Origin of the sequence: Catenuloplanes niger (genome assembly GCF_031458255.1) — a bacterium.
GTDB lineage: Bacteria > Actinomycetota > Actinomycetes > Mycobacteriales > Micromonosporaceae > Catenuloplanes > Catenuloplanes niger.
Genome location: NZ_JAVDYC010000001.1, coordinates 4,991,181 through 5,014,700, shown reverse-complemented (window position 1 = coordinate 5,014,700; position 23,520 = coordinate 4,991,181). Strand labels below are relative to the sequence as shown.

Here is a 23,520-nt window from a genome sequence, read left to right as displayed (position 1 = left end):
ATGCCGGCTCTGGGCCGCTCCGGGTCCGGGGCGGCCCACAGCCGGGGCGTGTTCGGCGGATCCTCGCCGGCCTGCGGCGCGGATCCACCGACCCGCCCTAGCGAGCGTGCCGGAGGTTGGTGGTGAAGGCGCGCCACGAGCCGGGTGAGAAGGCCAGCACCGGGCCGGCCGGGTCCTTGGAGTCACGGACCGCGACGATCGCGCCGAGATTGTCCGCGACCTCCACGCATTGGTTGGCACCACTTCGGCTTGACTTGCGCCAGCGGGCGCCCGACGAGTCAATCACTGCGATTCAACTCCCTTATCAGGCTTGTGATCATGGCCGCTGAATCACCCTCGCTCAGCGCCGACGCCGCAAGGCTAACCCAAACTTCTTCATAGGCCTCGATCTCTTGCGATTTGTCGAGATAGATCGCCCCTGTGAGTGATTCGCTGTAGACCGTTGGAGGTTCTCTCCGCTCATTTCCCTCGGATGGAAATTCCAAAATCGTGAAAGCACCGGCCACCGAGGCGCGATGCAGCCCGATCGCGAGCGGAAGAACCCGTATCGATATATGTGGCTGTTCGCCCGCCTTCTGCAGATACGCCAGCTGCCGGGCCATCACGCCGGGCGGGCCCGGGTCGCGGCGCAGCACGGTCTCGCAGACGATCGCCTCCAGCGCCGGCGGCTCCGGGAACGACCGGGCCAGCAGCTCCTGCCGCTCGCGGCGCAGGTCGACCCGGCGGCGGCGCTCCTCGTCCCCCATCCCGGGCTGGTCGGCCCGGATCGCCGCGTCCGCGTAGTCCCGGGACTGCAGCAGGCCGGGCACCAGGGACGGCTCGTACATCCGCAGCCGGGACGCGGCCGCCTCCATGCCCACGTAGACCTCGAACCAGCGCGGGACCACGTCGCCGTACGAGTGCCACCAGCCCTTGGCCTTCGTCTCCTTGGCCAGCGCGACCAGCGCCTGGGTCATCTCCTCGGATGCGCCGTAGCGCTGGCAGAGCACCTTGACGTCGGCACCCCGGACCGGCACCGCGCCCTTCTCGATCCGCCACAGCTTCTGGATGGAGCACTCCAGCTCCGCCGCGGCGGCCTTCACCGTGACACCGGCCTGCTCACGCAGGCGGCGCAGGTATCTGCCCAGCTGACGGCGGGGCACCGTCGATCCCGGCTCGGCGTCCACGCGCTTCCTCCGCTCAGGGAATGCTCTGGCTTCCGTCATGGAATGCCTACCGACCGATCAAGGCGAAAGTCAATGGCGAGCGACGATTTCCGGTCACGGAATATTGCACCGGCGGTGCTTTGCCCAAATGATTGGACGGCGCGGCCCGGTTCTCGGGCCCTCGACGTCCACTGCCGCGGCCGGGCGGCACCCGACGGGGAGGCGACGCCGCCCCGTTCGAGTCAGTCCGGGAGGTAACACGGTGCCGTACGGGCGAACATGCCGCGATTCACTCTCCAGGGGTCCGCAGCCGGCCCTATTCTCGTCCCGCCGCCACCCGTCTGGGCAGACAAGATGAATGAATTTCAGGCCATGTCGCACGACGCCGGCCCTCCGGGTGTCCGGCACATTCCGGATTCGTGCTGGCAGTGCGCACGCTGCCGGTCCGAATGGCCGTGCGAATCGTACAAAAGGGCCGCCCTGCGCGACTATCGCCGCAACCGGGTGGGGCTCGCCATGCTGATGGCGACGTACCTGCACCGGTTCGCGCGGGACCGGCCGGCCGCCGAGTGCGCGCGGGCCGGCGCACGCTTCCTGGGCTGGTGCCGCACCCGGCGTCCGGGACGGGCGGCATGGTGAGCCCGCCGGCCCGCCGCCCGGCCCCGGCCGAGCCGGTCGTCGGCGAGACACTGCATCTGCGCGAGCAGGACTACCGGTTCGGCGTGGGCGTGCTGACCGCGACCGTGTCGTTCGTGGTGGGCCTGGTGCCCTTCGACAACGAGCCGTGGTGGCACATCCGGGCCTGGTGCCGGCGGGCGCCGTCCGATCCGGGCGCGCAGCGCGAGCTCTACGTGCGCGCCCGGTCCGTGCCCCAGGCCCGGTATCCGGTGGCGTTCCGGTGACCGGGCGTCACCAGCCGCCGAACGCGCGCTCCCCGTTCGCGGAGACCGCGGCGCAGAGCTCGGCCAGGTCCCGGCCGGTGGTCTCGGCCAGCGCGCGCATCGTCAGCGGCACCAGGTAGGACGCGTTCGGCCGGCCACGGAACGGCGACGGCGTCAGGTACGGCGCGTCCGTCTCCACCAGCAGGTGTTCCGGCGACGTGACCCGGGCCGCCGCGCGCAGCTGCTCCGCGCTCTTGAACGTCACGGTCCCGGCGAAGCTGAGCAGGTAGCCGCGGCGCACGCACTCGGCCGCGAACTCCGCGTCGCCGGAGAAGCAGTGCAGCACCACGGTGTCCGGCGCGCCCTCGGAGTCCAGCACGCGCAGCACGTCCGCGTGCGCGTCCCGGTCATGGATCATCAGCGCCTTGCCGTAACGCTTGGCGAAGCCGATGTGCGCGCGGAAGCTCTCCTCCTGCGCGGTCCGCCCGTCCTCGCCGGTGCGGAACGTGTCCAGCCCGGTCTCGCCGATCGCCCGCACCCGGTCCTGCGCGGCCAGCGCCTCGATCTCCCGCAGCGCCTCGTCCAGCCGGTCGCCCAGCCGGGGCGCGTCGTTCGGGTGCAGCGCGACCGCGGCCAGCACGGACGGGTGCTTCGCGGCCAGCTCCGCGCCCCATCGGGACGACGCCACGTCCACGCCGACCTGCACCAGCCGGTCCACGCCCACGGCCGCGGCCGCGTCCACCAGCCGCTGCACCGGGTCGCTGGTGCCGGGACCGGGCACGCCGGCCTCGTGCACCGTGATGTCCAGGTGGGTGTGGCTGTCGATCACCGGGACCGGCAGCGCGTCCGGCGCCGGCGGGAACTCGCCCATCCGGCGAGGGCTGTGCTTCTCACGGGAACTCACGGCCGCCAAGGCTATCCCGCGCGCGGATCACCGGCGCGTACCGAGTGCCTTCGCGACCGCGGTGAGCAGGCTCTCCCGGTTGAACGGCTTCTGGATCAGCGTGCTGTTCTCGTCCAGGTGCCCGCGCGGGTTGAGCACGCCGGCCGTGTAGCCGGACATGAACAGCACCCGCAGGTCCGGGTAGTGCGCGCGCATCTCCTTGGCCAGCTCCGACCCGGTCATGCCGGGCATCACCACGTCGGTGAGCAGCAGATCCGGCCGCGCGCCCGCGTGCAGGTGGGAGACGGCCGAGGCCGGGTCGGTGGCGACCGTGACCGTGTAGCCGGCCGGCTGCAACAGGTAGCGCACCAGCTGGGCCAGCTCCGGCTGGTCCTCGACGACCAGCACGTGTCCCTGGCCGCGCAGGTTCTCCACCGGCAGGACCGGCGGCTCCTCGGTCGCCTCCTTGGCCGGCAGGAAGATCTTCACGGTGGTGCCGATGCCCGGGTCGGAGACCAGCCGGATGTGCCCGCCGCTGTTGTGCACGATGCCGTAGACCGTGGCCAGGCCGAGGCCGGCGGCGCCGCGCGCCTTCTTGGTGGTGAAGAACGGCTCGAACGCGTGCGACCGGGTCTCGGGGTCCATGCCGCTGCCGGTGTCCGAGACGGCCAGCACCACGAACCGGCCGGACGCCGCCTCGTCCTCCAGCCCACCCGGATCGATCATGGTGTTGTGCGCCTCGATGGTCAGCCGGCCGCCGCTGCCCATCGCGTCCCGCGCGTTGACGGCCAGGTTCGCCAGCGCCTGCTCCAGCTCACCGCGGTCGGCCTGCACCACCCACAGGTCGTCGTCGATCTTGAACCGTAGGTCGATGTGCTCGCCGAGCGCGCGGGTCAGCAGGTCACGCGCGCCGTCCAGCAGCTCCGGCACGGAGACCGTGTGCGCGGTCGGGCTGCGCCGGCCGAACGCGAGCAGCTGATGGGTGAGCGCGGCGCCGCTGGCCGCGGCCCGCATGATCGACTGGGCCATCGCCTCGACGTCCGAGCCGGGCTCCGCGTCCGAGGCCAGCACCTCCGCGGAGCCGGCGATCACGGTCAGCAGGTTGTTGAAGTCGTGCGCGATGCCGCCGGCCAGCTGCCCCAGGCTGTCCACCCGGCGCAGCTGGTCGAGCTGGCGCTGCATGTCACGCGCGGCGATCCGCTCGGTGATGTCGCTGACCAGTGCGAGCGAGCCGGTGATCTCGCCGTCCGGGCCGAGCAGCGGCGCGGCCGACATCTGCACCCACAGCGCGCTGCCGTCCGCGCGGATCAGCCGGCACTCGTACACCTCGGAGCGCCCCTGCTGCCGGTCGGCCAGCCGCTTGGCGAGCCGCTGCTGCCCCTTGTTGTCCAGGAACCCGCGGACCGACAGCCCCAGCAGTTCCTCCCGGGTCAGCCCGAGCATGCGGGCCATCTGCGCGTTCGCGAACGTGGTCACGCCGTCCCGGTCGAACTGCCAGACGCCGTCCAGCGTCGTCTCGACGATGTTGCGGTACCGGTCCTCGGACGCCCGCAGCGCCTCGACCGACCGCGCGGTGTGCAGCGCGGCCGCGGTGTGCTCCGCGATCAGCCGGGCCGTCTCCACGTCCGCGTCCGCGTACGTGGCGCCCTCCGTGGTCCGGGCCAGCGCCAGGTAGCCGAGGAACGCGCCGTCGGTGATCAGCGGGCAGGCCAGCACGGCCGAGATCCGCGCGCCGGCCACGTTCGTCCAGTGCTGCGGCGGCGCGAGCTTCTGGAACTCCTGCTGGTCCATGGAGCTGAAGACGATCGTCGCGCCGGCCCGCAGCCGGTTCAGATGCCCCTGGTCGACCCGGTCGCTGAAGCCGCCGAGGAACTCGCCGAGCATCTCCGGGCCGTCGTGCGTCCGGTGCGCGGTGATCATCGGGCCGAACCGGCCGTCCTCCCGGACCAGCCGGATGCCACCACCGTCCCCGACGATCCGGGCGGCGGCCTCGGTGGCGACCTCGATCACCGACTCCACGCGCGTGCAAGCGGCCGTCAACGCGGACGTGAGGTCGGTCAACGCATCATGGGTGATTCGCGCCGCGGTCTCCATGAAGACACTATCCGCTGGTCAGAGCCGCTTCGGAGGCGGAATGAGGAACCTTGCTCGCGTCACCTTACGTTCACTCGCCGTCTACCATGCAAAAGTAGGTTACGGCGAGTGAGCGTGTTTCCAGAGGCTCGTAACGTCAACGACGCGCCGACGGGCCTGCGCGTCACCTTCCAGGGCACTCTCTACCCGGCCGACCAGATCGCCCGCGGCGCCGCGTTCGAGCTGTTCAGCACCGTCGAGGACGACGGCTTCCGCCGGGTGTCCCGCAACGGCGCGCTCGGGCCGTTCCATCGGTTCGTGCACGCCTCCGAGGTGGAGGGCGTCAGCGTCGGCGGCCACGCCCAGCCGGGGCTCGGCGTGCTCGGCGACGGCACGCCGGACGACCCGCTGGACACGCCGCTGATGGTGCCGCTGTCCCGCGGCATCCGCTGGACGGACGTGCACCGGGCGGCGCAGAACCCGGCGTACCGGGACGACCCGATGCTGGCCGCCATCCGGCACACCGCGTCGATCCGGCGCGGCACCCGCATGATCAAGGTGCTGTCCGCCGCCCAGATCGCCGGCTACCTGCGCGGCTGGCTGCCCTACGGCTTCTGCTACCGCGAGTACGACGTCGCCCACCTGCGCACGCCGGCCGACCTGATGCTGCTGCGCACGGACGGCGAGGCCGGCCGGGGCGTGCCGGAGGTCGTCTACGCGCTGCGCTGGCGGGCCGGCTCGCCGGACGACTACGAGGTCCCGGCCGGCGCGGAGCAGAGCGGGCTGCGCGAGGTGCCGCCGCACGACCGGATCGGCGCGCCGGTCCTCGGCACCGGGTTCACGCCCAGCGACCGGCACCTGATCCCGGAGTTCGTCACCCGGGACATGGCCGACCTGCCGATGCCGGCGAACGCGGCGCTGATCGCGTACACGGCGGACGGCACCGAGGTGGTGCTCTACACGTATCAGCCGGAGCAGCGCGGCTGGCTGCGGATGGTCGGGCCGCAGTGGCGGCACCTGGTCACCGGCATCCCGGAGATCCCGCCGGACCAGGAGTACCTCCCGGTCGGCGACGCCGTGCGGTCCACGATCCTGGTCGGTACGTACGGCGAGCGCGAGTACGAGGCGGTCGCGGACCTGCCCGGCGGCTTCCGGGTGCTGGCCATGACCCGGGCCGCGCGATACCCGGTGGAGAACGTCAGCCGCCGCGCCGCGTTCGGCCGCTGGCGCGGCGCGCTCTGCCAGGTGCTGCACACCGACTCGGGGTGGACCCGGCTGCGCCTGGCCCGGCCGGACGCGGACGCGATCGCCCGGCTCGGCGCGCAGTGCTACGAGCGCGGCGTCTACGAGGTGTGGGCACCGGCCGGCGAGCTGACCGACCAGGAGACCGTGACCTCCCCGTACCGGTGACCGGGGCGTCGCCGGCGATGATCGCGACGACGCCCCGGGCACGGCGGGTCAGCCGCCGAGGCGGGCCAGCTCCTCCTCGACGACGGACGGGTCGAGCTTGCGGAACACCGGCTTCGGCGCGGCCAGCGGGGTGCCCGCGACGACGTCGGCCGGCTCCCACTTCGCGCCGGCCGTGTAGTCGCCGGTCAGGATCGGGTACGACGGGCCGCCGTCCAGGTCCTCGACCTCCTCGATCCGCGGCTGCGGCGCATGCACACCGGTGCCGCCGAGCAGCTCGTGGATCTTCTGTGCGGAGTGCGGGAGGAACGGCGTGAGCAGCCGGTTGCAGTCGCTCACCGCCTGCAGCGCCACGTGCAGGACGGTGCCCTGCCGCGGCTTGTCCTCCGCCGCCTTCAGCTTCCACGGCGCCTGGTCGGAGAGGTACTTGTTGACCTCCGCCACGATCCGCATCGCCTCGCCGATCGCCGCCTTCTGCCGGTGCTTGCCGATCAGCTCGCCGACGCTCGTGAAACCGGCGCGGACCGTCGCCAGCAGCGCCTCGTCCTCGGGCGTCAGCGGGCCGGCCGCCGGGATCTCGCCGAAGTTCTTCGCCGCCATCGAGATGGACCGGTTGACCAGGTTGCCCCAGCCCGCGACCAGCTCGTCGTTGTTGCGCCGGAGGAACTCGGCCCAGGTGAAGTCGGTGTCGTTGCTCTCCGGCCCGGCCGCCGCGATGAAGTAGCGCAGCGCGTCCGCGTCGTACCGCTCCAGGAAGTCCCGCACGTAGATCACCACGGACCGGGACGAGGAGAACTTCTTCCCCTCCATCGTCAGGTACTCGCTGGAGACCACCTCGGTCGGCAGGTTCAGCCGGCCGCGCGGGCCGGGCTCGCCGCCACGGTCGCCCTCGCCGGAGTAGCCGAGCAGCAGCGCCGGCCAGATGACCGAGTGGAAGACGATGTTGTCCTTGCCCATGAAGTAGTACGCGTTCGCGTCCTTGCCCTCACCGTCCGCGGACCACCAGCGGCGCCACGCCTCCGGGTCGCCGGTGCGGCGCGCCCACTCCACGGACGCGGACAGGTAGCCGATCACCGCGTCGAACCAGACGTAGATCCGCTTGTCGGTGCGGTCCTTCCAGTCGGCGAGCGGGATCGGCACGCCCCACTCCAGGTCCCGGGTGATCGCGCGCGGCTGCAGATCGTCGACCAGGTTCTTGGAGAAGCGCAGCACGTTCGGCCGCCAGCCCTCGCGGGTGTCCAGCCACGAGTTGAGCGCGGACACGAAGCCGGGCAGGTCGAGGAAGAAGTGCTCGGTCTCGACGAACTTCGGCGTCTCACCGTTGATCTTCGACTTCGGGTCGATCAGGTCGGACGGGTCGAGCTGGTTGCCGCAGTTGTCGCACTGGTCGCCGCGCGCGCTGTCGTACCCGCAGATCGGGCAGGTGCCCTCGATGTAGCGGTCGGGCAGCGTGCGCCCGGTGGACGGGGAGATCGCGCCGAGCGTGGTCTTCGCGATGATGTACCCGTTCGCGTGCAGCCCCTCGAAGAGCTCCTGCACCACCGCGTAGTGGTTGCGCGTGGTGGTGCGGGTGAACAGGTCGTAGGAGAGGCCGAGCCCGTGCAGGTCCTCCACGATGATCCGGTTGTACCGGTCGGCGAGCTCACGCGGCGTGACGCCCTCCTTGTCCGCCTGGACCTGGATCGGCGTGCCGTGCTCGTCCGTGCCGGACACCATGAGCACGTCGTGACCGGCCATCCGCATGTACCGGCTGAAGACGTCGGAGGGCACCCCAAAGCCGGAAACGTGACCGATGTGGCGCGGGCCGTTGGCGTATGGCCAGGCAACCGCCGCGAGAACGTGACTCATGACAGTCAACTGTAGTGACCCGCCCGCGAGCGCCGCGAACCTATTGACCCGCCACTCCGGGGCGCAACACACCACACGATATGCACACAACCAGCCACGATCCGTAGTCAAATGTGATGGTGACGGGTAGCCAGAACCACGATCAACCCCCAGACCCTTCGCCGGTACGCGACGCGGCCGTCCCCGTCACGCCGAAGGCACCGCCCGCGGAGGTCCGGCACACCGTCCCGCTCCCGCTGCACCGCCCGCCCACCGGCGACACCGCCACCCGGACCACCGAGGAGCTGACCGTCGTCCGGCGCCCCCGGCACGGCCGCCCGGACCCCGACGACGACGCCACTCCCCCACCCGGCCCCGCCCCGTCCGCCCGCTCCGCCGCATACGCCGACCCGGCCACGCCTGCCGGCCCGGCCACGCCTGCGTCCCCGGCCACGCCTGCCGGTCCGGGGACGCTCGCGTCCGCCGGCCCGGTCACGCCTGACGGTCCGGTGACGCCCGCCGCGCCAACTGCGTCGGTCGAATCCGCCGGGTCCGTGACGCCGACGGGCTCCGCGACGCCTGCTGGGCCCGCAGCGCCTGCCGGATCCGCGACGCCTGATGGGCTCGCGGCACCTGCCGAACCCGCGGCGCCTGCCGAACCCGGGACGCCCGCCGGAACCGCGACTCCCACCCAACCTGCGACGCCCGCCGGAACCGCAACGCCCGCCGAACCCGCGACGCCCGCTGCGCCCGAGAGCCCCGCCGAATCCGCGCCCTCCACCGGAACCGTGGCCCCCGCCGAATCCGCGGCCCTCGGTGGCACCGCGGCCCCCGCTGGAACCACGGATCCCGCCGAGCCCGCGACGGCTGCTGAGCCCGCGACGCTCAGCGGGCCCGCCGGATTCGTGACGTCCGGCGAGGCCGCCGGGGCGGGCGGGACCGGCGAGGCCGAGGCCGACGTGGTGGCCGGCTCCGGGCCGCTGTCCAGTGCGGACGCGGCGCTGGGCAGCGAGAGCCAGGCCGGTTTCGAGATCGTGGCCGGGGCCGGCGGTGCGGACACCGTGCCGCCCGCACCGGCACAACCCTCCGCCGACCGCCCGATCTCTCCCGCGCCCACCGGGCACCGCGGCAAGCCGGTGCGCATCGAACCGGTGCGCATCGAACCCGCGCGTCCCGAACCGGCGCGTATCGAACCGGCGCGCATCGAACCGGCGCGCATCGAACCGGCGCCGGTCGAGTCCGCGGGGCTCGCGAGCGCGGGTTTCCGGAGCGCGGCGTTCGAGGGCGCGCGGCCCGGGCCGGTGGTTCCGCCCGCGCCGGATCGCGCCCCCGTCGCCGCGCCGCGCGAGCGCGCCACCTGGCTGTCCCCGGCGGCCGACCGGGCCGACGCCGACGCCGCGTGGCCGTCACTCGGCATGCGCATGGGCAGGCCGTCCGCCGTGGAGCCGCCGCCGAGGCGCCCCGGGACCCGGCTGCCGCGCAACCCGGCCACCGGCCTGCCGCTGCTGGTGGTGCTGGCGCTGCTCACCGCGTTCTTCGCCTGGGTCAGCGCCGAACCGCTCTGGCTGGCCGTCGGCCACGGCACGCCCGGCACCGCGACCGTCACCCGCTGCTCCGGGCCCACGCTGGCGCAACGCTGCGAGGGCACGTTCGTCAGCGCGCACTTCACCGCGGAGGACGTCGCCGTGCTCGGCGTGCCCAGCGGCAGCCGCGCCGCGGGCACCCGGCTGCCCGCCCGGATGGTGGACGAGGGCGCCGGCCGGGCACACGCCAGCTTCCACGGCCTCGGCCTGCACCTGCGCTGGTCACTCGGCCTGGCGCTGATCTTCCTCTGCGGGTTCGGCATCGTCTGGGCGACCGGCGCGACCCGGCTGGAGACACGCCGGTCCCGCACCCGCGCGATCATGATCAGCCTCGGCGCGCCACTGACGCTCCTCCTCGGCTTCCTCATCGCCGCCTGGTGACGGCGACCACCACCTCGCTACGGCAGCACCCCGATCACCACAACGCCGCCCGGTCACGACAGCGCCACTCGGTGCCAGCACCACCGCCCGGTCACGACAGCACCGCCCGGCGACAGCACCACCGCCGGTCACGACAGCACCGCCCGGTCACCACAGCGCCGCCCGGTCACGACACCACCGCCCGGTCACCACAGCGCCGCCCGGTCACGACACCACCGCCCGGTCACCACAGCGCTGCCCGGTCACGGCGCCGCCGTCTACTGACGGCGGTCGCCGCAACCGGTCCGCGCACGTCCCCCGTGATCCAGACGTCGCTCGGGTCGCCGGGAGCGGCGCGAACGACGCCGGATCGGCGGATCGTGTGCGGCGGGCGGCCGCGGTGGGCGGTCAGCCGCCGGTGACGAGGTTGTACACCTCGCGGCGGCGCAGGCCGTGCAGCGCGGCCACGGCCGTCACCGCGTCGCGGCGCGAGACGCCGGTCGCCTCCTCCTCCGCCACCTCCGCCTTCAGCTGCTCGTCCGAGGGGCGGTCACCGGACGACGGCGCCGCGCCGGCCACCACCACCGTGATCTCCCCGCGCGGCCCGGACTCCGCCGCCCAGCCGGCCAGCGTGGCGAGCGCGCCGCGGCGTACCTCCTCATAGGTCTTGGTCAGCTCGCGGCAGACCGCGGCGGACCGGTCCGCGCCGAAGACCGCCGCCAGGTCCGTGAGCGTGCCGGAGATCCGGTGCGGTGCCTCGAAGAACACCAGCGTGCGCGGCTCGGCGGCGAGTTCACGGAGCCGGGAGCGGCGCGCGGAGCCGGACCGTGGCAGGAAGCCCTCGAAGCAGAACCGGTCGCTCGGCAGCCCGGAGAGCGCCAGCGCGGTGGTCACCGCGCTCGGCCCGGGCGCGGCCGTCACCGGGATCTCCGCGTCCAGCGCGGCCCGGACCAGGCGGTATCCGGGGTCGGACACGCTCGGCATGCCGCCGTCCGTCACGATCGCCACCACCGCGCCGCCGCGCAGCGCCTCGACCAGTTCCGGGGTACGCCGCTCCTCGTTCCCCTCGAAGTAGGAGACCACCCGGCCGGCCACGGTCACGTCCAGGTCCCGGGCGAGCCGGGCCAGCCGCCGGGTGTCCTCCGCCGCCACCACGTCGGCCGACGCCAGCGCCTCGCGGAGCCGCGCGGACGCGTCCCCGACGTTGCCCAGCGGCGCACCCAGCAGGATCAGCCGTCCGCCGTCTGCCACAAGCTCACCTCGAAATCCCGTCGACCATCGATCGGAAGTGGGGGCGGGTTGCCCCCTCCACCGCCCATGCAGCCTACGATCGTCCGGTGACCTCGGCGGCAACAGCGCAGACAGAAGGCCTCGCGGACCCGGCGATCGACCCCGACGCTCCCGCGAAGGCCACCTCACCTGCCCAAACGGGTGACAGCGGCGTCCCCGCGATCGTGCGGCGGCGGCTGGTCCCGTGGGATCGGCGGTTCGACGGCTATTCGTGGGCCGCCACCGGTTTCGTGGTGGCGATCGCGGCGCTGGTCCGGCTGGTCGGGCTGGCGACACCCAAGGGCCTGATCTTCGACGAGGTCTACTACGCGACCGACGCCTACGACATGCTGTCCCGCGGCATCGAGTGGAACGAGGAGACCAACGGCCCGGCGTACGTGGTGCATCCGCCGCTGGGCAAGTGGCTGATCGCGCTCGGCCAGGCGGTCTTCGGCAACAACGAGTTCGGCTGGCGGATCTCCGCCGCGGTGGCCGGCATCCTGTCCGTGCTGATCCTGACCCGGCTGGCGACCCGCCTGTTCGGCTCCGTGATCCTGGGCTGCACGGCCGGCCTGCTGCTCGCGCTGGACGGGTTCCACGTGGTGATGTCGCGGACCGCGCTGCTCGACATCTTCCTGCAGTTCTTCGTCCTGGCCGCGTTCGCCGCGCTGGTGCTGGACCGCGACCACCGCCGGCGGCACTGGCTGCACGCGATCGAGCGCGGGACGGTGCAGCCGACCGGCCGGATCGTGTTCGCGTTCCCGGGCGGTGTGCCGTGGTGGCGGCTGGTCGCGGCGCTGATGCTCGGCTGCGCGCTCGGCGTGAAGTGGAGCGCGCTCTCCGTCCTGCCGGCGTTCTTCCTGCTGGTGTGGCTCTGGGAGGGCGGCGCGCAGCGTACCGCCGGGATCCGCTGGGGTTATCTGAAGTCGATCCCGTACGCGCTGGGCTGGAGCCTGATCGCCGGCGTGATCATCTTCGTGGTCTACCTGACCACCTGGACCGGCTGGCTGGTCACCGACGACGGCTACTTCCGGCACTGGCTGGCGGACAGCGGCCGCGAGGAACCGCCGGTGATCGGCGCGCTGATCAACCTGTGGCACTACCACGACGAGGCGTACGGCTTCCACAACCAGCTGGTGACGAAGCATCCGTACCAGTCGTGGCCGTGGCAGTGGCTGCTGCTGGGGCGCCCGGTCGCGTTCTTCTGGAACAGCGACCTGCCGTGTGACGCGTCGCAGTGCGCGGCCGAGGTGCTGCTGCTCGGCACGCCGGTGCTGTGGTGGTCGTTCGTCCCGGCCGTGTTCGCGCTGATCTGGTTCGGCATCGCGCGGCGGGACTGGCGGGCGCTGTTCATCCTGCTGGGCGTGCTGAGCAGCTTCCTGCCGTGGTTCTACTACGCGGTGGCGGAGAGCCGGACGATGTTCTCGTTCTACATCCTGCCGGCGGTGCCGTTCTTCGTGCTGGCCGTGGTCTACGTGCTCGGCGCGATCATGACGCCCACGTCGCCGGCCCAGCGCCTCGACCCGGAGGCGGTGCTGGAGCGCCGCAAGGTCGGCGCGGTGGTGCTCGGCGTCTACGTGATCCTGGTGGCGGTCTGCTTCTGGTACTTCTACCCGGTCTTCGTGGGTGAGTCGATCCCCTACTCCGACTGGTCGGCCCGCATGTGGCTGGGGAGTCGCTGGATCTGAGCCGCGGCGCGACCGCGTTCGATCTGGGGCCCGTCCGATCCGGACGGGCCCCAGATCTTTGTGCCGGCTGTGCCGCGCGCCCTGCGCTCCCGTACCGGCCGATGCGCGGGCCGGGACCCCGCCGCGCGGAGGCAGAGCGCCCCCCGTTGCCGCCGCCGACGCTGATCAGCGTGCTTTTCGGGGCACCGGGGTGTCAACCATGGTGAATAGGAAACGACAGAACGCCACACAACGGTTGATCGCTTCGGCGGCTGACCCCCGATCAACCGACAATACGAACCGTAAAGGTTCTTTAGAGTGTGGCGTCGCGGCACCGTTCCACAGTGGACCCGCGTGGACCCGGGCACAAAAAAGGGCGCGCTCCGATCGCCTGCCACGGGGGAAGCGGGCGATAGGAGCGCGCACCACAGATGTTAACCACCTTGGGATCACCCGCACAACGGGTGGCGGGTGAACAGATCGCACGCTATAAATCACCCAAATCAAATAAAGCACCCTTTCCGGACATTTCGGACGGGGGCACCCGGTCCGGGACACTGTGGATCACCGATCGGCCCGGCAAACCGGATGTCTGCTGACTTATCCCTCAGTCGCGTTGCGGACAGCGAAGGGCCGCGCGGCACGCCGTAACCTTTTCCGAGCCGCCGCAACATGCCACGTCAATCACTTAAGAAATCACCACAGGCAAATGCATCACGCACACCACCAATGCGATCATCAGTATTTCGTATCGTTCCCTCGTGCGATCGGCCATCATCCGGGCGAGTGACTGGATAGGCTTTCTCATCTGCGCTTTTCCTAATCTCGGAGAGTGACTCAGCACGATCCCCCCACTGACCGGTCGAGCGCCCCCAGCGGCCTCGACGACACCCACGCGGCCCCGGCGGACCACGAGCCCCGTCGCACGCTCCACCACGAAGAGAATGATCTTCCGCTGGCCGGAATGGCGCATGCGGAAACCGCGCACATCGAACTCGGATATACGAAGGCCTATTCTCTGGATCTGCCTACGGATTCCATCGACGACGACGATACGGTCGCCACCACGGTGCTGCCGGTCAATGCGCCGTCGGCCGGGCCGGTCTTCGTGGACACGACCGGCCGTCGCCGGCGGCGGCTGCGCAGCCTCGCGGTCGTGGTCGGCGCGCTCTCGCTGGTCTACACGGGCATGGTCGGCGTCAGCCTGGCCGGCGGCCCGGTCAGCCCGCGCGCGCTGCTGCCGTTCCCCGAGGTGCTGGAGAACGTGGTGCCCGGCATCGTCAAGCCGGAGCCGTCACCGTCCGAGCCGGAGCCGGTCCGGTCGGCCGAGCCGCAGCGCGAGGCGGTGGACCCGTACCAGGCGTACCCGTTCCCGGCACCGGACGCGCTGCCGCCGCAGCAGCAGCCGCCCGCCCCGGTGCGGACCGGCGGCGCCGGGCTGGGCGTGGCACCCACGCCGGCCCGGACCACGTCGCCGCGGCCGCTGGAATCGGCCAAGGTGACGCCGACGCCGAGCCGGGTGCCGGAGGCGACCACCACCCCGACGCCGAGCGGCTCGCCGGTCTCGCCGAGCCCGTCCGCACCGAACCAGGGCGGCGTCGGCGGCGGTGCCGGCGTCGGCATCGGGATCGGCACCACCGACCCGCGCACGGAGTCCGGCGGCACGAACAACGGCACCACCGGCGGTACGGCCGGCGGCACCACCACCGGTGGCAGCGGCGCCAACGACAACGGCGGTGGCGGTGCCGGCGGCACCAACGCCGGCACCGGCACCGGAGGCAACACCGGTACCGGGACGGGCACCACCTCCGGCAGCGGCACCGGGACCGGAACCAGCGCCGGGAACGGAAGCAGCAACGCCGGGAACGGGAACGGCAGCGGAAACGCCGGCACCGGTGGCACGGGCGGCGGAACCGGCACCGGTGGCACGGGCGGCGGAACCGGGACCGGTGGAAGCGGCAGCGGCGGACCCGGCGCGGGCGTCCAGACGCCCGTCGAGCAGCCGCCGACGACCGGCGGCACCGGCGGCGGCACCGAGGCCCCCGCGCCGGGTCCGCAGCCCGAGCCGCCCTACATCGCGCCCGAGCCGCCCTACGTCGCGCCCGAGCCGCCCTACGTCGCCCCCGAGGCGCCGGCCGCGCCCGCGCGGGAGAGCTTCCCGGCCGTCCCGGTCGCGCCCGTCGACGAGGTCCGGCCGGCGGCGCCGCTCGGGACCGTCCTCGAGGAGAGCGAGAGCGAGAGCGAGGACGACGGCGAGGACGACGGCGACGGCACCGGCCGGGCCGACGAGACCGACGACGAGAGCCCGGAGATCGACACGTGATAGTGACGCCGCCCCGCTCGGACGCCGCCCCACCGCCCCGGCGGCACGCCCGCGCCACGACCGCCCGCCGCATCGTCCCGCGTCCCCGCCTGCTGGTCGCCACCACGCTGCTGGTGCTGCTGGCCAGCGTGCTCATGGTCCGCGCGTACGCCGCTGCGGCGCTCTCCCCGGACGGGTTGCACACCAGCTCCGGCAAGCAGGGCGCCGTCCCGGCGGAGATCGTCGGGGGCGGCCCGATCATCAACACCGCGCGGGGCGGCGCGCAGTCGTACCGGCTGCCGGAGAAGACCATCGCGCTGACGTTCGACGACGGGCCGGACCCGTGGTGGACGCCGAAGGTGCTGCGCACGCTGGCCGAGCACGACGTGGACGCCACGTTCTTCGTGGTCGGCAGCGGGTCGGCGCGGCACCCGGACCTGGTCCGGCAGGTCGCGACGGAGGGCCACGAGCTGGGCGTGCACACGTTCACCCACCCGGACCTGACCCGGATGGCGGGCTGGCAGCGGCGGATCGAGTACTCGCAGACGCAGATGGCGATCGCCAGCGCGACCGGGGTGAAGACGTCGCTGATCCGCTTCCCGTACTCGTCGCACGCGTACGCGATCGACGACGAGAACTGGCCGCTCTACCGGGAGGCCGGCGACCTCGGTTACCTGCCGGTGCTGAACGACACGGACAGCAAGGACTGGGCGCGGCCGGGCGTCGAGCAGATCATCAAGAACTCCACGCCGGAGGGCACCCAGGGCGCGATCATCCTGTTCCACGACGCCGGTGGCGACCGCGCGCAGACCGTGGCGGCACTGGACCGCTTCATCCCGATGATGAAGGAGCGCGGCTACCGGTTCGTGACCGTCTCGCAGGGCCTGACCCAGGCGATGAAGTCCGCGGCGCCGGCCGGCAACGCGACCGCGCGGACCGAGCAGGCGGCCTCGGACGGCGAGATCTGGCGCGGTTCCGCGCTGGTGTGGGTGATCCGGATCGCGGACACCACGGTCGACGCGCTCGGCGTGCTGTTCGTGATCGCCGGCGCGCTGACGCTGATCCGTACCCTGCTGATGCTGGTGCTCGCCGGCCGGCACGCACGCAAGCGGCGGGCGAAGGGTTTCCGCTGGGGGCCGGAGGTGACGGCGCCGGTCTCGGTGATCGTCCCGGCCTACAACGAGAAGGAGGGCATCGAGGCGGCCGTGCGGTCACTGGCCGGTGGCGACTACCCGCACATCGAGGTGGTGGTGGTCGACGACGGCTCCAGCGACGAGACCGCGGCGCTCGCCGAGGGGCTGGGCCTGCCGAACGTGCGGGTGGTCCGGATCCCGAACGGCGGCAAGCCGAACGCGCTGAACACCGGCGTCGCGTTCGCCTCGCACGACCTGATCGTGATGGTGGACGGCGACACGATCTTCGAGCCGGACTCGATCCGTCGGCTGGTGCAGCCGTTCGCGGACCCGACCGTGGGCGCGGTGGCCGGCAACGTGAAGGTCGGCAACCGGAACAGCCTGGTCGCGCGCTGGCAGCACATCGAGTACGTGATCGGTTTCAACCTGGACCGCCGGCTCTACGAGACGCTGCGCTGCATGCCGACCGTGCCGGGTGCGATCGGCGCGTTCCGGCGGCAGGCGCTGCGGCAGGCCGGCGGCATGAGCGACGAGACGCTGGCCGAGGACACCGACGTGACCATGGCGTTCCTGCGCAACGGCTGGCACGTGGTGTACGAGGAGAACGCGCGCGCCTGGACCGAGGCGCCGGCCAAGCTGAGTCAACTGTGGAAGCAGCGCTACCGCTGGTCGTACGGCACCATGCAGGCGATGTGGAAGCACCGGAAGGCGCTGGTCGAGTCCGGGCCGTCGGGCCGGTTCGGCCGGGTCGGGCTGCCGATCCTGGCGCTGTTCGGCGTCACGCTGCCGCTGCTGGCCCCGGTGATCGACCTGCTGACGCTGTACGGCCTGCTGTTCCTGGGCCGCACCGAGACCGTGATCGCCTGGTTCACCATGCTGGTCATGCAGATCGTGACCGCGATGGTGGCGTTCCGGCTGGACCGGGAGTCGATGCGTCCGCTGTGGACGCTGCCGTTGCAGCAGTTCGCGTACCGGCAGCTGATGTATCTGGTGTTGATCCAGTCCGCGGTGACCGCGTTGACCGGCGCCCGGCTGCGCTGGCACAAGCTGCAGCGGACCGGCGACGCCCTGGTCGGCACCGCGCCGCGGGACCGCACCCCGGTCGGCTGAGGCACCCACCGCCGGGATCGAGGCGCCGGTCAGGTCGTTCCGTCGACGTGGCCGGCGCCTCGACCACCGTGCCGGCGGCTCATCGCGCCGGTGCGGCCAGCGTCTCCAGCACGGCCGGCACCGGCGGGAAGACCACCCGCAGCGAGGTGCCCTGTCCGGGCCGGTCGGAGAGCGCGAGCGTGGCGTGGTGCACGTCGAGGATCCGCTTCGCCACCGCCAGCCCGCGGTCCGGCCCGTCGTCGATCTGCGCCACCGCGCTGTAGTAGAGGTGGGTGAAGAGGCTGGGCCGCTCGGTGTCCGGCTGGTCCAGGTCGTCCAGGCGCACGGCCGGACCGCTCGCGGCCTCGGTGGTCACCCGCACCCGGCCGCCGGGCGGCGTGTATTTGACGGTCGCGAAGAGCAGGTGCATGAAGACCTGCTCCAGCCGTACGGGGTCCGCGTAGATCGGCAGCGACGGGCCCTGGCCGTGCAGGATCCAGATCTCCTTGGTCGCCGCGATCGGCCGGACCGCCTGCACCGCACGCTCGGTGATCCGGGTCAGGTCGACCTCGCGCAGGTGCAGCGCCTCGTAGCCCTCGTTCTCCGGGTCGGCCATCGCCAGCAGGTGCGCGACCAGTTGCCGCATCGGGTCCAGGTGCCGCCGGGTGGTCCGGACCAGCGCCTCGGCCAGCACCGGGTCCGGCTCCCGGTCGGTGCTGACGCTCTCCAGGTACGCGCCGAACTCGTGCAGCGGCGCGCGCAGGTCGCCGGCGAGCAGGTTCGCGAAGTCGTCCCGGCGGCGCTCGATGTCCTGCAGCCGGGCCACGGTCCGGTTCAGCGCCTTCGCGTACCGCCGGAGTTCGAGCTGCGCCGTGACCTGGCGGGACAGCGCCCGCAGCGCCTGCAGCTGGTCGAGGTTGAGCCGGCGCGGCTCGGAGTCGATCACGCAGAGCGTGCCGAGCGCGAAGCCGTCGCTGGTGACCAGCGGCGCTCCGGCGTAGAACCGCACGCCCGGGTCGCCGACCGCCAGCGGGTTGTCGGCGAACCGCCGGTCCTCCTGCACGTCCGGCACGACCATCAGGTCCTTGCCGAGGATCGCGTGCGCGCAGAACGACACCTCGCGTGAGGTCTCGTCCATCTCCAGCCCGATCTTGGCCTTGAACCACTGCCGGTCCGTGTCGACCAGGCTGACCAGCGACATCGGTACGCCGCAGACGTGCGACGCGAGCTTGACGATGTCGTCGAACTCCTGTTCCGGATCGGTGTCCAGCACCTCCAGGTCGTGGAGCGTGGCGAGCCGTCCGGCCTCGTTCTCCGGCTTTGCCGCTTCCATCTGGCCACCCTCCGCTGCTGTGAACGCTGCGCTGCCAGAGATATCAGCCGCAGGGTGCAGAAACGGCCGCTTCCCGCCGAACGAGGCCTCAGGCGTCCGAGCCGGTGTAGCTGAACCAGTCGAAGTGCACGGTTCCGCGGAACGCGGACAGCCCGATCACCCGGCCGGTGAAGCCGCCCGCGACCTCGGTCGACAGGTACCGGCCGTCCAGCTCGGCCAGCGAGACGAACTCGTCGTCCGCGACCAGCCCGAGCCGGACCAGGTCCGGCGAGTCGGTGGGTGAGTCCGGGTCCGGGCCGGCCGCGTCGATCGCCACGGTCAGCAGCACCGGGCCCGGCGGGCGGCGGTGGATGCCGACCACCTGGCGCAGCGGGCCGATCCGGGCCTCCGCGATCACCTGGTCGCCGTCGACGTGCACGCCGTACCAGTGTCGTTCGTCCAGGCGCACCATCAGGCCGCCGGCCGCGCCCGGCTCCGCGTCCGCCCGGGTCTGCACGCGGCAGCTGAGGTGGGTCTGGCGGCGGCCGGCGAACCCGCCCTCCGGCACGGTCAGCCAGCCCTCCCGGACGTCCAGCCGGGCGGTCGCGACGCGCGGCTGGATCCACCGGGGGTGCAGCCGCGGCCCGCGGAAGTCGTCGTGCTCCTCGCCGCCGGAGTCGGGCCAGGGCGCGGCGGGCAGCGTCGGCCCCTCGGTCACCGGCGCCACGTCACCGATCACCGGCCAGCCGTCCACCCAGGTCACCGGCGCCAGGAACGTCTCGCGGCCGAGCACGTGATAGCCGGGGCTGCCGCCCCGCGGGCGGACGCCGAGGAAGAGCAGCCACCAGGTGCCGTCGTGCGCCTGGATCAGGTCGCCGTGGCCGGTGTTCTGGATCGGCCGGTCGGTGCTGCGGTGGGTGAGGATCGGGTTCGCCGGGCACGGCGTGAACGGGCCGTCCGGGCGCGGGCCGCGGGCGATCGAGACGCCGTGCCCGCGCTCGGTGCCGCCCTCCGCGATCAGCAGGTACCACCACTCGCCGATCCGGTAGAGGTGCGGTGCCTCCGGGTACTGCGCGCCGGGCGTGCCGGACCAGACCCGCCGCGGCGTCTCCAGCGTTTCGCCGGTCTTCGGGTCGATCCGTGCCTGCTTGATCCCGGCGAACGTGCACCAGCAGTTGCCCTCGGCGTCCCAGGCGAGATCCGGGTCGATGCCGGTGATGCCGGGCACCCGGACCGGGTCGGACCACGGGCCGCCCGGGTCGGTGGCGGTCACGATCACCGTGCCGCCGCCGGAGAGGTTCGTGGTGATCAGCCAGAACAGCCCGTCGTGGTGGCGCAGCGTGGGCGCGTAGACGCCGCCGGACGCCGGGACCCGCGGGCCGAACCCGAGCTGCTCCTCGCCGAGCGCGTTGCCGATCTGCCGCCAGTGCACCAGATCGCGGCTGTGCAGGATCGGCACGCCGGGCACGTACTCGAAGCTGGAGGTCGCGAGGTAGTAGTCCTGGCCGACGCGGCACACGCTCGGGTCGGGGAAGAAGCCGGAGACGACGGGGTTCCGAAAAGCGCCGATGGCGAACTCCCAACAAACCTCAAAGTATGAGCATTTTCCGGCCTTGTGGCTCGGGCGCACCCGTGACGGATGTGGCCGAAAAATGCTCAGATCAAAGGGTACGGTCGTGACCGTACCCTTTGATCTCGGGTTAATCCACGATCTTGATCTTGATCTTCTTCGCCGTCAGGACACCGCGCAGGCCGCCCCGTTGAGCGTGAACGCGGTGGGCGCCGGGTTCGCGCCGCCGTGCGTGCCGTTGAAGCCGAACGACGTGCTGCCACCGACCGGGATCGATCCGTTCCAGGCCGCGTTGGTCGCGGTGACCTCGGCACCGGACTGGGTGACCGACGAACTCCACGACTGCGTCACGGTCTGGCCGCCGGTGTAGGCCCAGCGCAGTGTCCAGCCGTTGATCGCGCTGCCGCCGGCGTTCCGCACGGTCACGTTCGCGGTGAAGCCGGTGTTCCACTGGTTCACGCCGTACGTCACCGCGCAGCCACCGGACGGCCCGGGCGTGGTCGGGCCCGGCGTCGGCGAGCCGGTCGTCGCGGTCGGGGTCGGCGTGCCGACCGTGCCGCCGAAGCCCGCGGCCGCGCCGTCGTAGGCCGGCTTCCTCGCGTAGTTGTCGTCCCAGATCAGCGCCGCGCCGTACCCCGGGAACACGTCCGGCACCCAGGAGTACCGGTCGGTGATGCCCCAGACCGTCACGCCGGTGCAGCGGGCGACGTTCGTACAGGCCGTGAAGACCTTCTGGTAGTCGCTCCGCTGCGTGGCCAGCTCGGACGCGTCGGCCGGCGTCGGCAGGCGCACGTCCAGCTCGGTGATCCGCACGTCCACGCCCAGGTTCGCGAAGCGCTGCAGGTTCGCCTGCAGGTCGGACGGGACCTGCCCGAGGATCAGGTGCGCCTGGAACCCGACGCAGTCGATCGGCACCCCGCGGGCCTTGAAGTCCTGCACCAGGTTGTAGATCGCGGTGCTCTTGGCGTTGATCGCGTCCGTGGAGTAGTCGTTGATGCACAGCTTCGCGGCCGGGTCCGCGGCCCGCGCGGCGCGGAACGCCTCCTCGATGTACGAGTTGCCGATCCGCTGCTGGAAGATGGACTGCCGCCGGGAGCCGTTGTCCTCGAACGCCTCGTTCACCACGTCCCAGGCGACCACCTGGCCGGCGTAGTGGCCGGCCACGTTGGTGATGTGGTTCCGCATGGCGGCGAGCAGGTCGGTGCCGCTGCTGATGCCGTCCACCCAGCCGGGGTACTGCTGGTGCCAGACCAGCGTGTGCCCGTAGAGCTCCTTGCCACCCGAGGCCGCGTAGTCCGCGACGGCGTCACCGGCGGCGTAGCTGAACGAGTTGCGCGACGGCTCGGTCTCCGACCACTTCATCGCGTTCTCGGCCACCACCAGGTTGAACTCGGTGTCGGCGATGTTCTTGTACGCGGGCTCGCTCAGATAGCTCGAGGTGAGCGCGAAGCCGACCGTCTTGCCCTTCGCCGCGGCCAGGCTCTGCAGCGTGGTGGCGGCGGCGGCGAGCTGCGGGATCGCGATCGCAGCGCCGGACGCGAGCAGCACGGCCGCGGCCGCGAGCAACGGCCGGCGGTGACGTCTCGGCGGGCGCTTCGAGTCGTCGGTCATCGGGAGTCGGTCCTCTCCGGGGGAAGGCTCCCGGGACGCGGCGGTGGAGACGCCGCGAGATCCAGTTCCATCTATGGGAGCGATCCCAAGTATTGGCCGACGCGCTCGCCAGCGTCAATCTCTTACCGGAAATGTCCCGGAAGGAGATCAGAGCGCCGCGGTGCTGTCCCGGACCACGAGATCGGTCGCGAGCTCGATCCGCGGCGTCTCGATGTCCTCGCCCTGGGCCAGCCGCAGCACTGTTCGCGCAGCCAGCAGCCCCATCTCGGCCAGCGGCTGGCGCACCGTGGTGAGCGGCGGCGAGGCCCAGCGCGCCTCCGGAAGGTCGTCGAAACCCACCACGCTGATGTCGTCCGGCACCCGGAGCCCTCGCCGGCGAACCGCCTCGTACACCCCGAACGCCATCTGGTCGCTGGCCGCGAAGATCGCGGTCGGCGGATCGTCCAGCTCCAGCAGCGCGGCGCCACCGGCGAACCCGGACTCGTGGTAGAAGTCGCCCTGGAAGAGCAGCTCGTCCGCGACCTCGATGCCGACCGCCTCCAGGCCGGCGCGGTAACCGTCGAGCCGGGCGCGCGAGCAGAGCAGCCGCTTCGGCCCGGCGATGAACCCGATCCGCCGGTGGCCCAGTGACAGCAGGTGCTCGGTCGCGCTCAGGCCGCCCGCCCAGTTCGTCGCGCCGATCGTCGGGATGTCCATCGCGGGCACGCCGGCCGGGTCGACCACCACCATCGGGATGTTCAGCCGCCGCAGCTCGGCCAGCAGCGGCGGCGACAGGTCGGACACGACGAAGATGACGCCGTCGGTGGCGCGGGCCCGCAGGTTCTGCAGCCACTGCCGGGCGGACGTGGAACGCTGGTGGATCGCGGAGACCACGGTGCCGACGCCGGCCGCGTGCGCCACGTCCTCCACCCCGCGGATGATCTCGACGGCCCACGGGCTGTCCAGATCGTTGAAGACCAGGTCGATCAGGCTGGCGGAGACCCGGCTGCGGGCGGCGCGACGCCGATAACCGTGCTGGCGCAGCAGCTCCTCGACCCGCTCCCGGGTCTGCGGCGACACGTCCGACCGGCCGTTCAGCACGCGCGAGACGGTCGGCACCGAGACGCCCGCCTCCGCGGCGATCGCGGTGATGGTGACCCTGCGTCCCTCGCCGACGGTCACGGACGCCTCCCTCTTCGCATACGACTGTCCCGCCTATCTTGCCCCAGCCGCACCACAATCGGGGATCTCGCAATTTACGAATCAGTACCGGAACCCCACCGCCGCGCGTCAGCACCGCTCCCGAGCCCCGCGAGGCGCGGGCGACCAGAGCTGGCGCGGCCACCGGCAGACACGCCTTTCGTCTGCCGATGGCCGTGCCAGCGCCGGAGGTGGCGCCGAGCCGGAGGAGCGAAGCGACGACCAGAAG

At 72.1% G+C, this 23,520-nt stretch carries 16 protein-coding genes; 6 read left to right on the top strand and 10 right to left on the bottom strand.

The genetic code is table 11. The features are described from left to right. Window positions 1–97: 97 nt before the first annotated feature. Window positions 98–283 carry a DUF397 domain-containing protein gene (locus tag J2S44_RS22285; RefSeq protein ID WP_310429846.1) on the bottom strand — a complete coding sequence of 62 codons (186 nt, stop codon included), beginning with the start codon at window positions 281–283 and terminating at the stop codon, window positions 98–100. Next, on the bottom strand, window positions 279–1,166 hold the full coding sequence (locus J2S44_RS22280; RefSeq protein ID WP_310417246.1) for a helix-turn-helix domain-containing protein: 888 nt from the start codon (window positions 1,164–1,166) through the stop codon (window positions 279–281). Before J2S44_RS22280 ends, J2S44_RS22285 begins: the two co-directional genes overlap by 5 nt. A gap of 611 nt (window positions 1,167–1,777) precedes the next feature. Between J2S44_RS22280 and J2S44_RS22275 the strand changes: the two genes are divergently transcribed. Then, window positions 1,778–2,047 carry a hypothetical protein gene (locus J2S44_RS22275; protein ID WP_310417244.1) on the top strand — a complete coding sequence of 90 codons (270 nt, stop codon included), beginning with the start codon at window positions 1,778–1,780 and terminating at the stop codon, window positions 2,045–2,047. Between the two features lie 7 nt (window positions 2,048–2,054). On the opposite strand, the gene J2S44_RS22270 is transcribed toward J2S44_RS22275, so the two are convergent. After that, entirely contained in the window at window positions 2,055–2,897 is an 843-nt protein-coding gene (locus tag J2S44_RS22270) for a TatD family hydrolase (protein WP_310429844.1), read from the bottom strand. 60 nt (window positions 2,898–2,957) lie between these two features. Then, window positions 2,958–5,003, bottom strand: a complete 2,046-nt coding sequence (locus tag J2S44_RS22265; protein WP_310417241.1) for a PAS domain S-box protein — start codon at window positions 5,001–5,003, stop codon at window positions 2,958–2,960. 108 nt (window positions 5,004–5,111) lie between these two features. On the opposite strand from J2S44_RS22265, the gene J2S44_RS22260 reads away from it, so the two are divergent. Continuing rightward, window positions 5,112–6,392, top strand: a complete 1,281-nt coding sequence (locus tag J2S44_RS22260) for a hypothetical protein (RefSeq protein WP_310417238.1) — start codon at window positions 5,112–5,114, stop codon at window positions 6,390–6,392. Between the two features lie 48 nt (window positions 6,393–6,440). Here the strand turns inward: J2S44_RS22260 and metG are convergent, their stop codons facing one another. Then, complete coding sequence (gene metG, locus J2S44_RS22255) at window positions 6,441–8,237, bottom strand: methionine--tRNA ligase (RefSeq protein ID WP_310417235.1); 1,797 nt, start codon at window positions 8,235–8,237, stop codon at window positions 6,441–6,443. Between the two features lie 884 nt (window positions 8,238–9,121). Between metG and J2S44_RS22250 the strand changes: the two genes are divergently transcribed. Beyond that, complete coding sequence (locus J2S44_RS22250) at window positions 9,122–10,180, top strand: hypothetical protein (protein ID WP_310417233.1); 1,059 nt, start codon at window positions 9,122–9,124, stop codon at window positions 10,178–10,180. Between the two features lie 387 nt (window positions 10,181–10,567). Here the strand turns inward: J2S44_RS22250 and rsmI are convergent, their stop codons facing one another. Then, window positions 10,568–11,410 carry a 16S rRNA (cytidine(1402)-2'-O)-methyltransferase gene (rsmI, locus tag J2S44_RS22245; RefSeq protein WP_310417230.1) on the bottom strand — a complete coding sequence of 281 codons (843 nt, stop codon included), beginning with the start codon at window positions 11,408–11,410 and terminating at the stop codon, window positions 10,568–10,570. Between the two features lie 86 nt (window positions 11,411–11,496). On the opposite strand from rsmI, the gene J2S44_RS22240 reads away from it, so the two are divergent. From J2S44_RS22240 to J2S44_RS22230, 3 genes are all read left to right on the top strand, one after another. Further along, window positions 11,497–13,116, top strand: a complete 1,620-nt coding sequence (locus tag J2S44_RS22240; RefSeq protein WP_374727888.1) for a dolichyl-phosphate-mannose--protein mannosyltransferase — start codon at window positions 11,497–11,499, stop codon at window positions 13,114–13,116. A gap of 943 nt (window positions 13,117–14,059) precedes the next feature. Next, entirely contained in the window at window positions 14,060–15,418 is a 1,359-nt protein-coding gene (locus J2S44_RS22235) for a hypothetical protein (RefSeq protein ID WP_310417227.1), read from the top strand. After that, on the top strand, window positions 15,415–17,640 hold the full coding sequence (locus J2S44_RS22230; RefSeq protein ID WP_310417225.1) for a bifunctional polysaccharide deacetylase/glycosyltransferase family 2 protein: 2,226 nt from the start codon (window positions 15,415–15,417) through the stop codon (window positions 17,638–17,640). The genes J2S44_RS22235 and J2S44_RS22230 overlap by 4 nt, the downstream gene beginning before the upstream one ends. Window positions 17,641–17,719: 79 nt before the next feature. On the opposite strand, the gene J2S44_RS22225 is transcribed toward J2S44_RS22230, so the two are convergent. From J2S44_RS22225 to J2S44_RS22210, 4 genes are all read right to left on the bottom strand, one after another. After that, complete coding sequence (locus J2S44_RS22225) at window positions 17,720–18,952, bottom strand: GAF domain-containing sensor histidine kinase (protein WP_310417222.1); 1,233 nt, start codon at window positions 18,950–18,952, stop codon at window positions 17,720–17,722. Between the two features lie 88 nt (window positions 18,953–19,040). After that, complete coding sequence (locus tag J2S44_RS22220) at window positions 19,041–20,561, bottom strand: glycoside hydrolase family 43 protein (protein WP_374727887.1); 1,521 nt, start codon at window positions 20,559–20,561, stop codon at window positions 19,041–19,043. 105 nt (window positions 20,562–20,666) lie between these two features. Then, a complete protein-coding gene (locus J2S44_RS22215; protein WP_310417219.1) occupies window positions 20,667–22,112 on the bottom strand; it encodes a glycoside hydrolase family 10 protein in 1,446 nt (481 codons plus the stop codon). Between the two features lie 147 nt (window positions 22,113–22,259). Next, window positions 22,260–23,273 (bottom strand): LacI family DNA-binding transcriptional regulator, encoded by a 1,014-nt coding sequence (locus J2S44_RS22210; protein ID WP_310417216.1) that lies wholly within the window; start codon window positions 23,271–23,273, stop codon window positions 22,260–22,262. Window positions 23,274–23,520 lie beyond the last annotated feature (247 nt).

Bases quoted from the DNA above. Each gene is read 5' to 3' on its own strand.
- J2S44_RS22275 (WP_310417244.1), top strand. From the start codon at position 1,778: ATGGTGAGCCCGCCGGCCCGCCGCCCGGCCCCGGCCGAGCCGGTCGTC.
- J2S44_RS22270 (WP_310429844.1), bottom strand. From the start codon at position 2,897: ATGGGCGAGTTCCCGCCGGCGCCGGACGCGCTGCCGGTCCCGGTGATC.
- J2S44_RS22265 (WP_310417241.1), bottom strand. From the start codon at position 5,003: ATGGAGACCGCGGCGCGAATCACCCATGATGCGTTGACCGACCTCACG.
- metG (WP_310417235.1), bottom strand. From the start codon at position 8,237: ATGAGTCACGTTCTCGCGGCGGTTGCCTGGCCATACGCCAACGGCCCG.
- J2S44_RS22235 (WP_310417227.1), top strand. From the start codon at position 14,060: ATGGCGCATGCGGAAACCGCGCACATCGAACTCGGATATACGAAGGCC.
- J2S44_RS22225 (WP_310417222.1), bottom strand. From the start codon at position 18,952: ATGGAAGCGGCAAAGCCGGAGAACGAGGCCGGACGGCTCGCCACGCTC.
- J2S44_RS22215 (WP_310417219.1), bottom strand. From the start codon at position 22,112: ATGACCGACGACTCGAAGCGCCCGCCGAGACGTCACCGCCGGCCGTTG.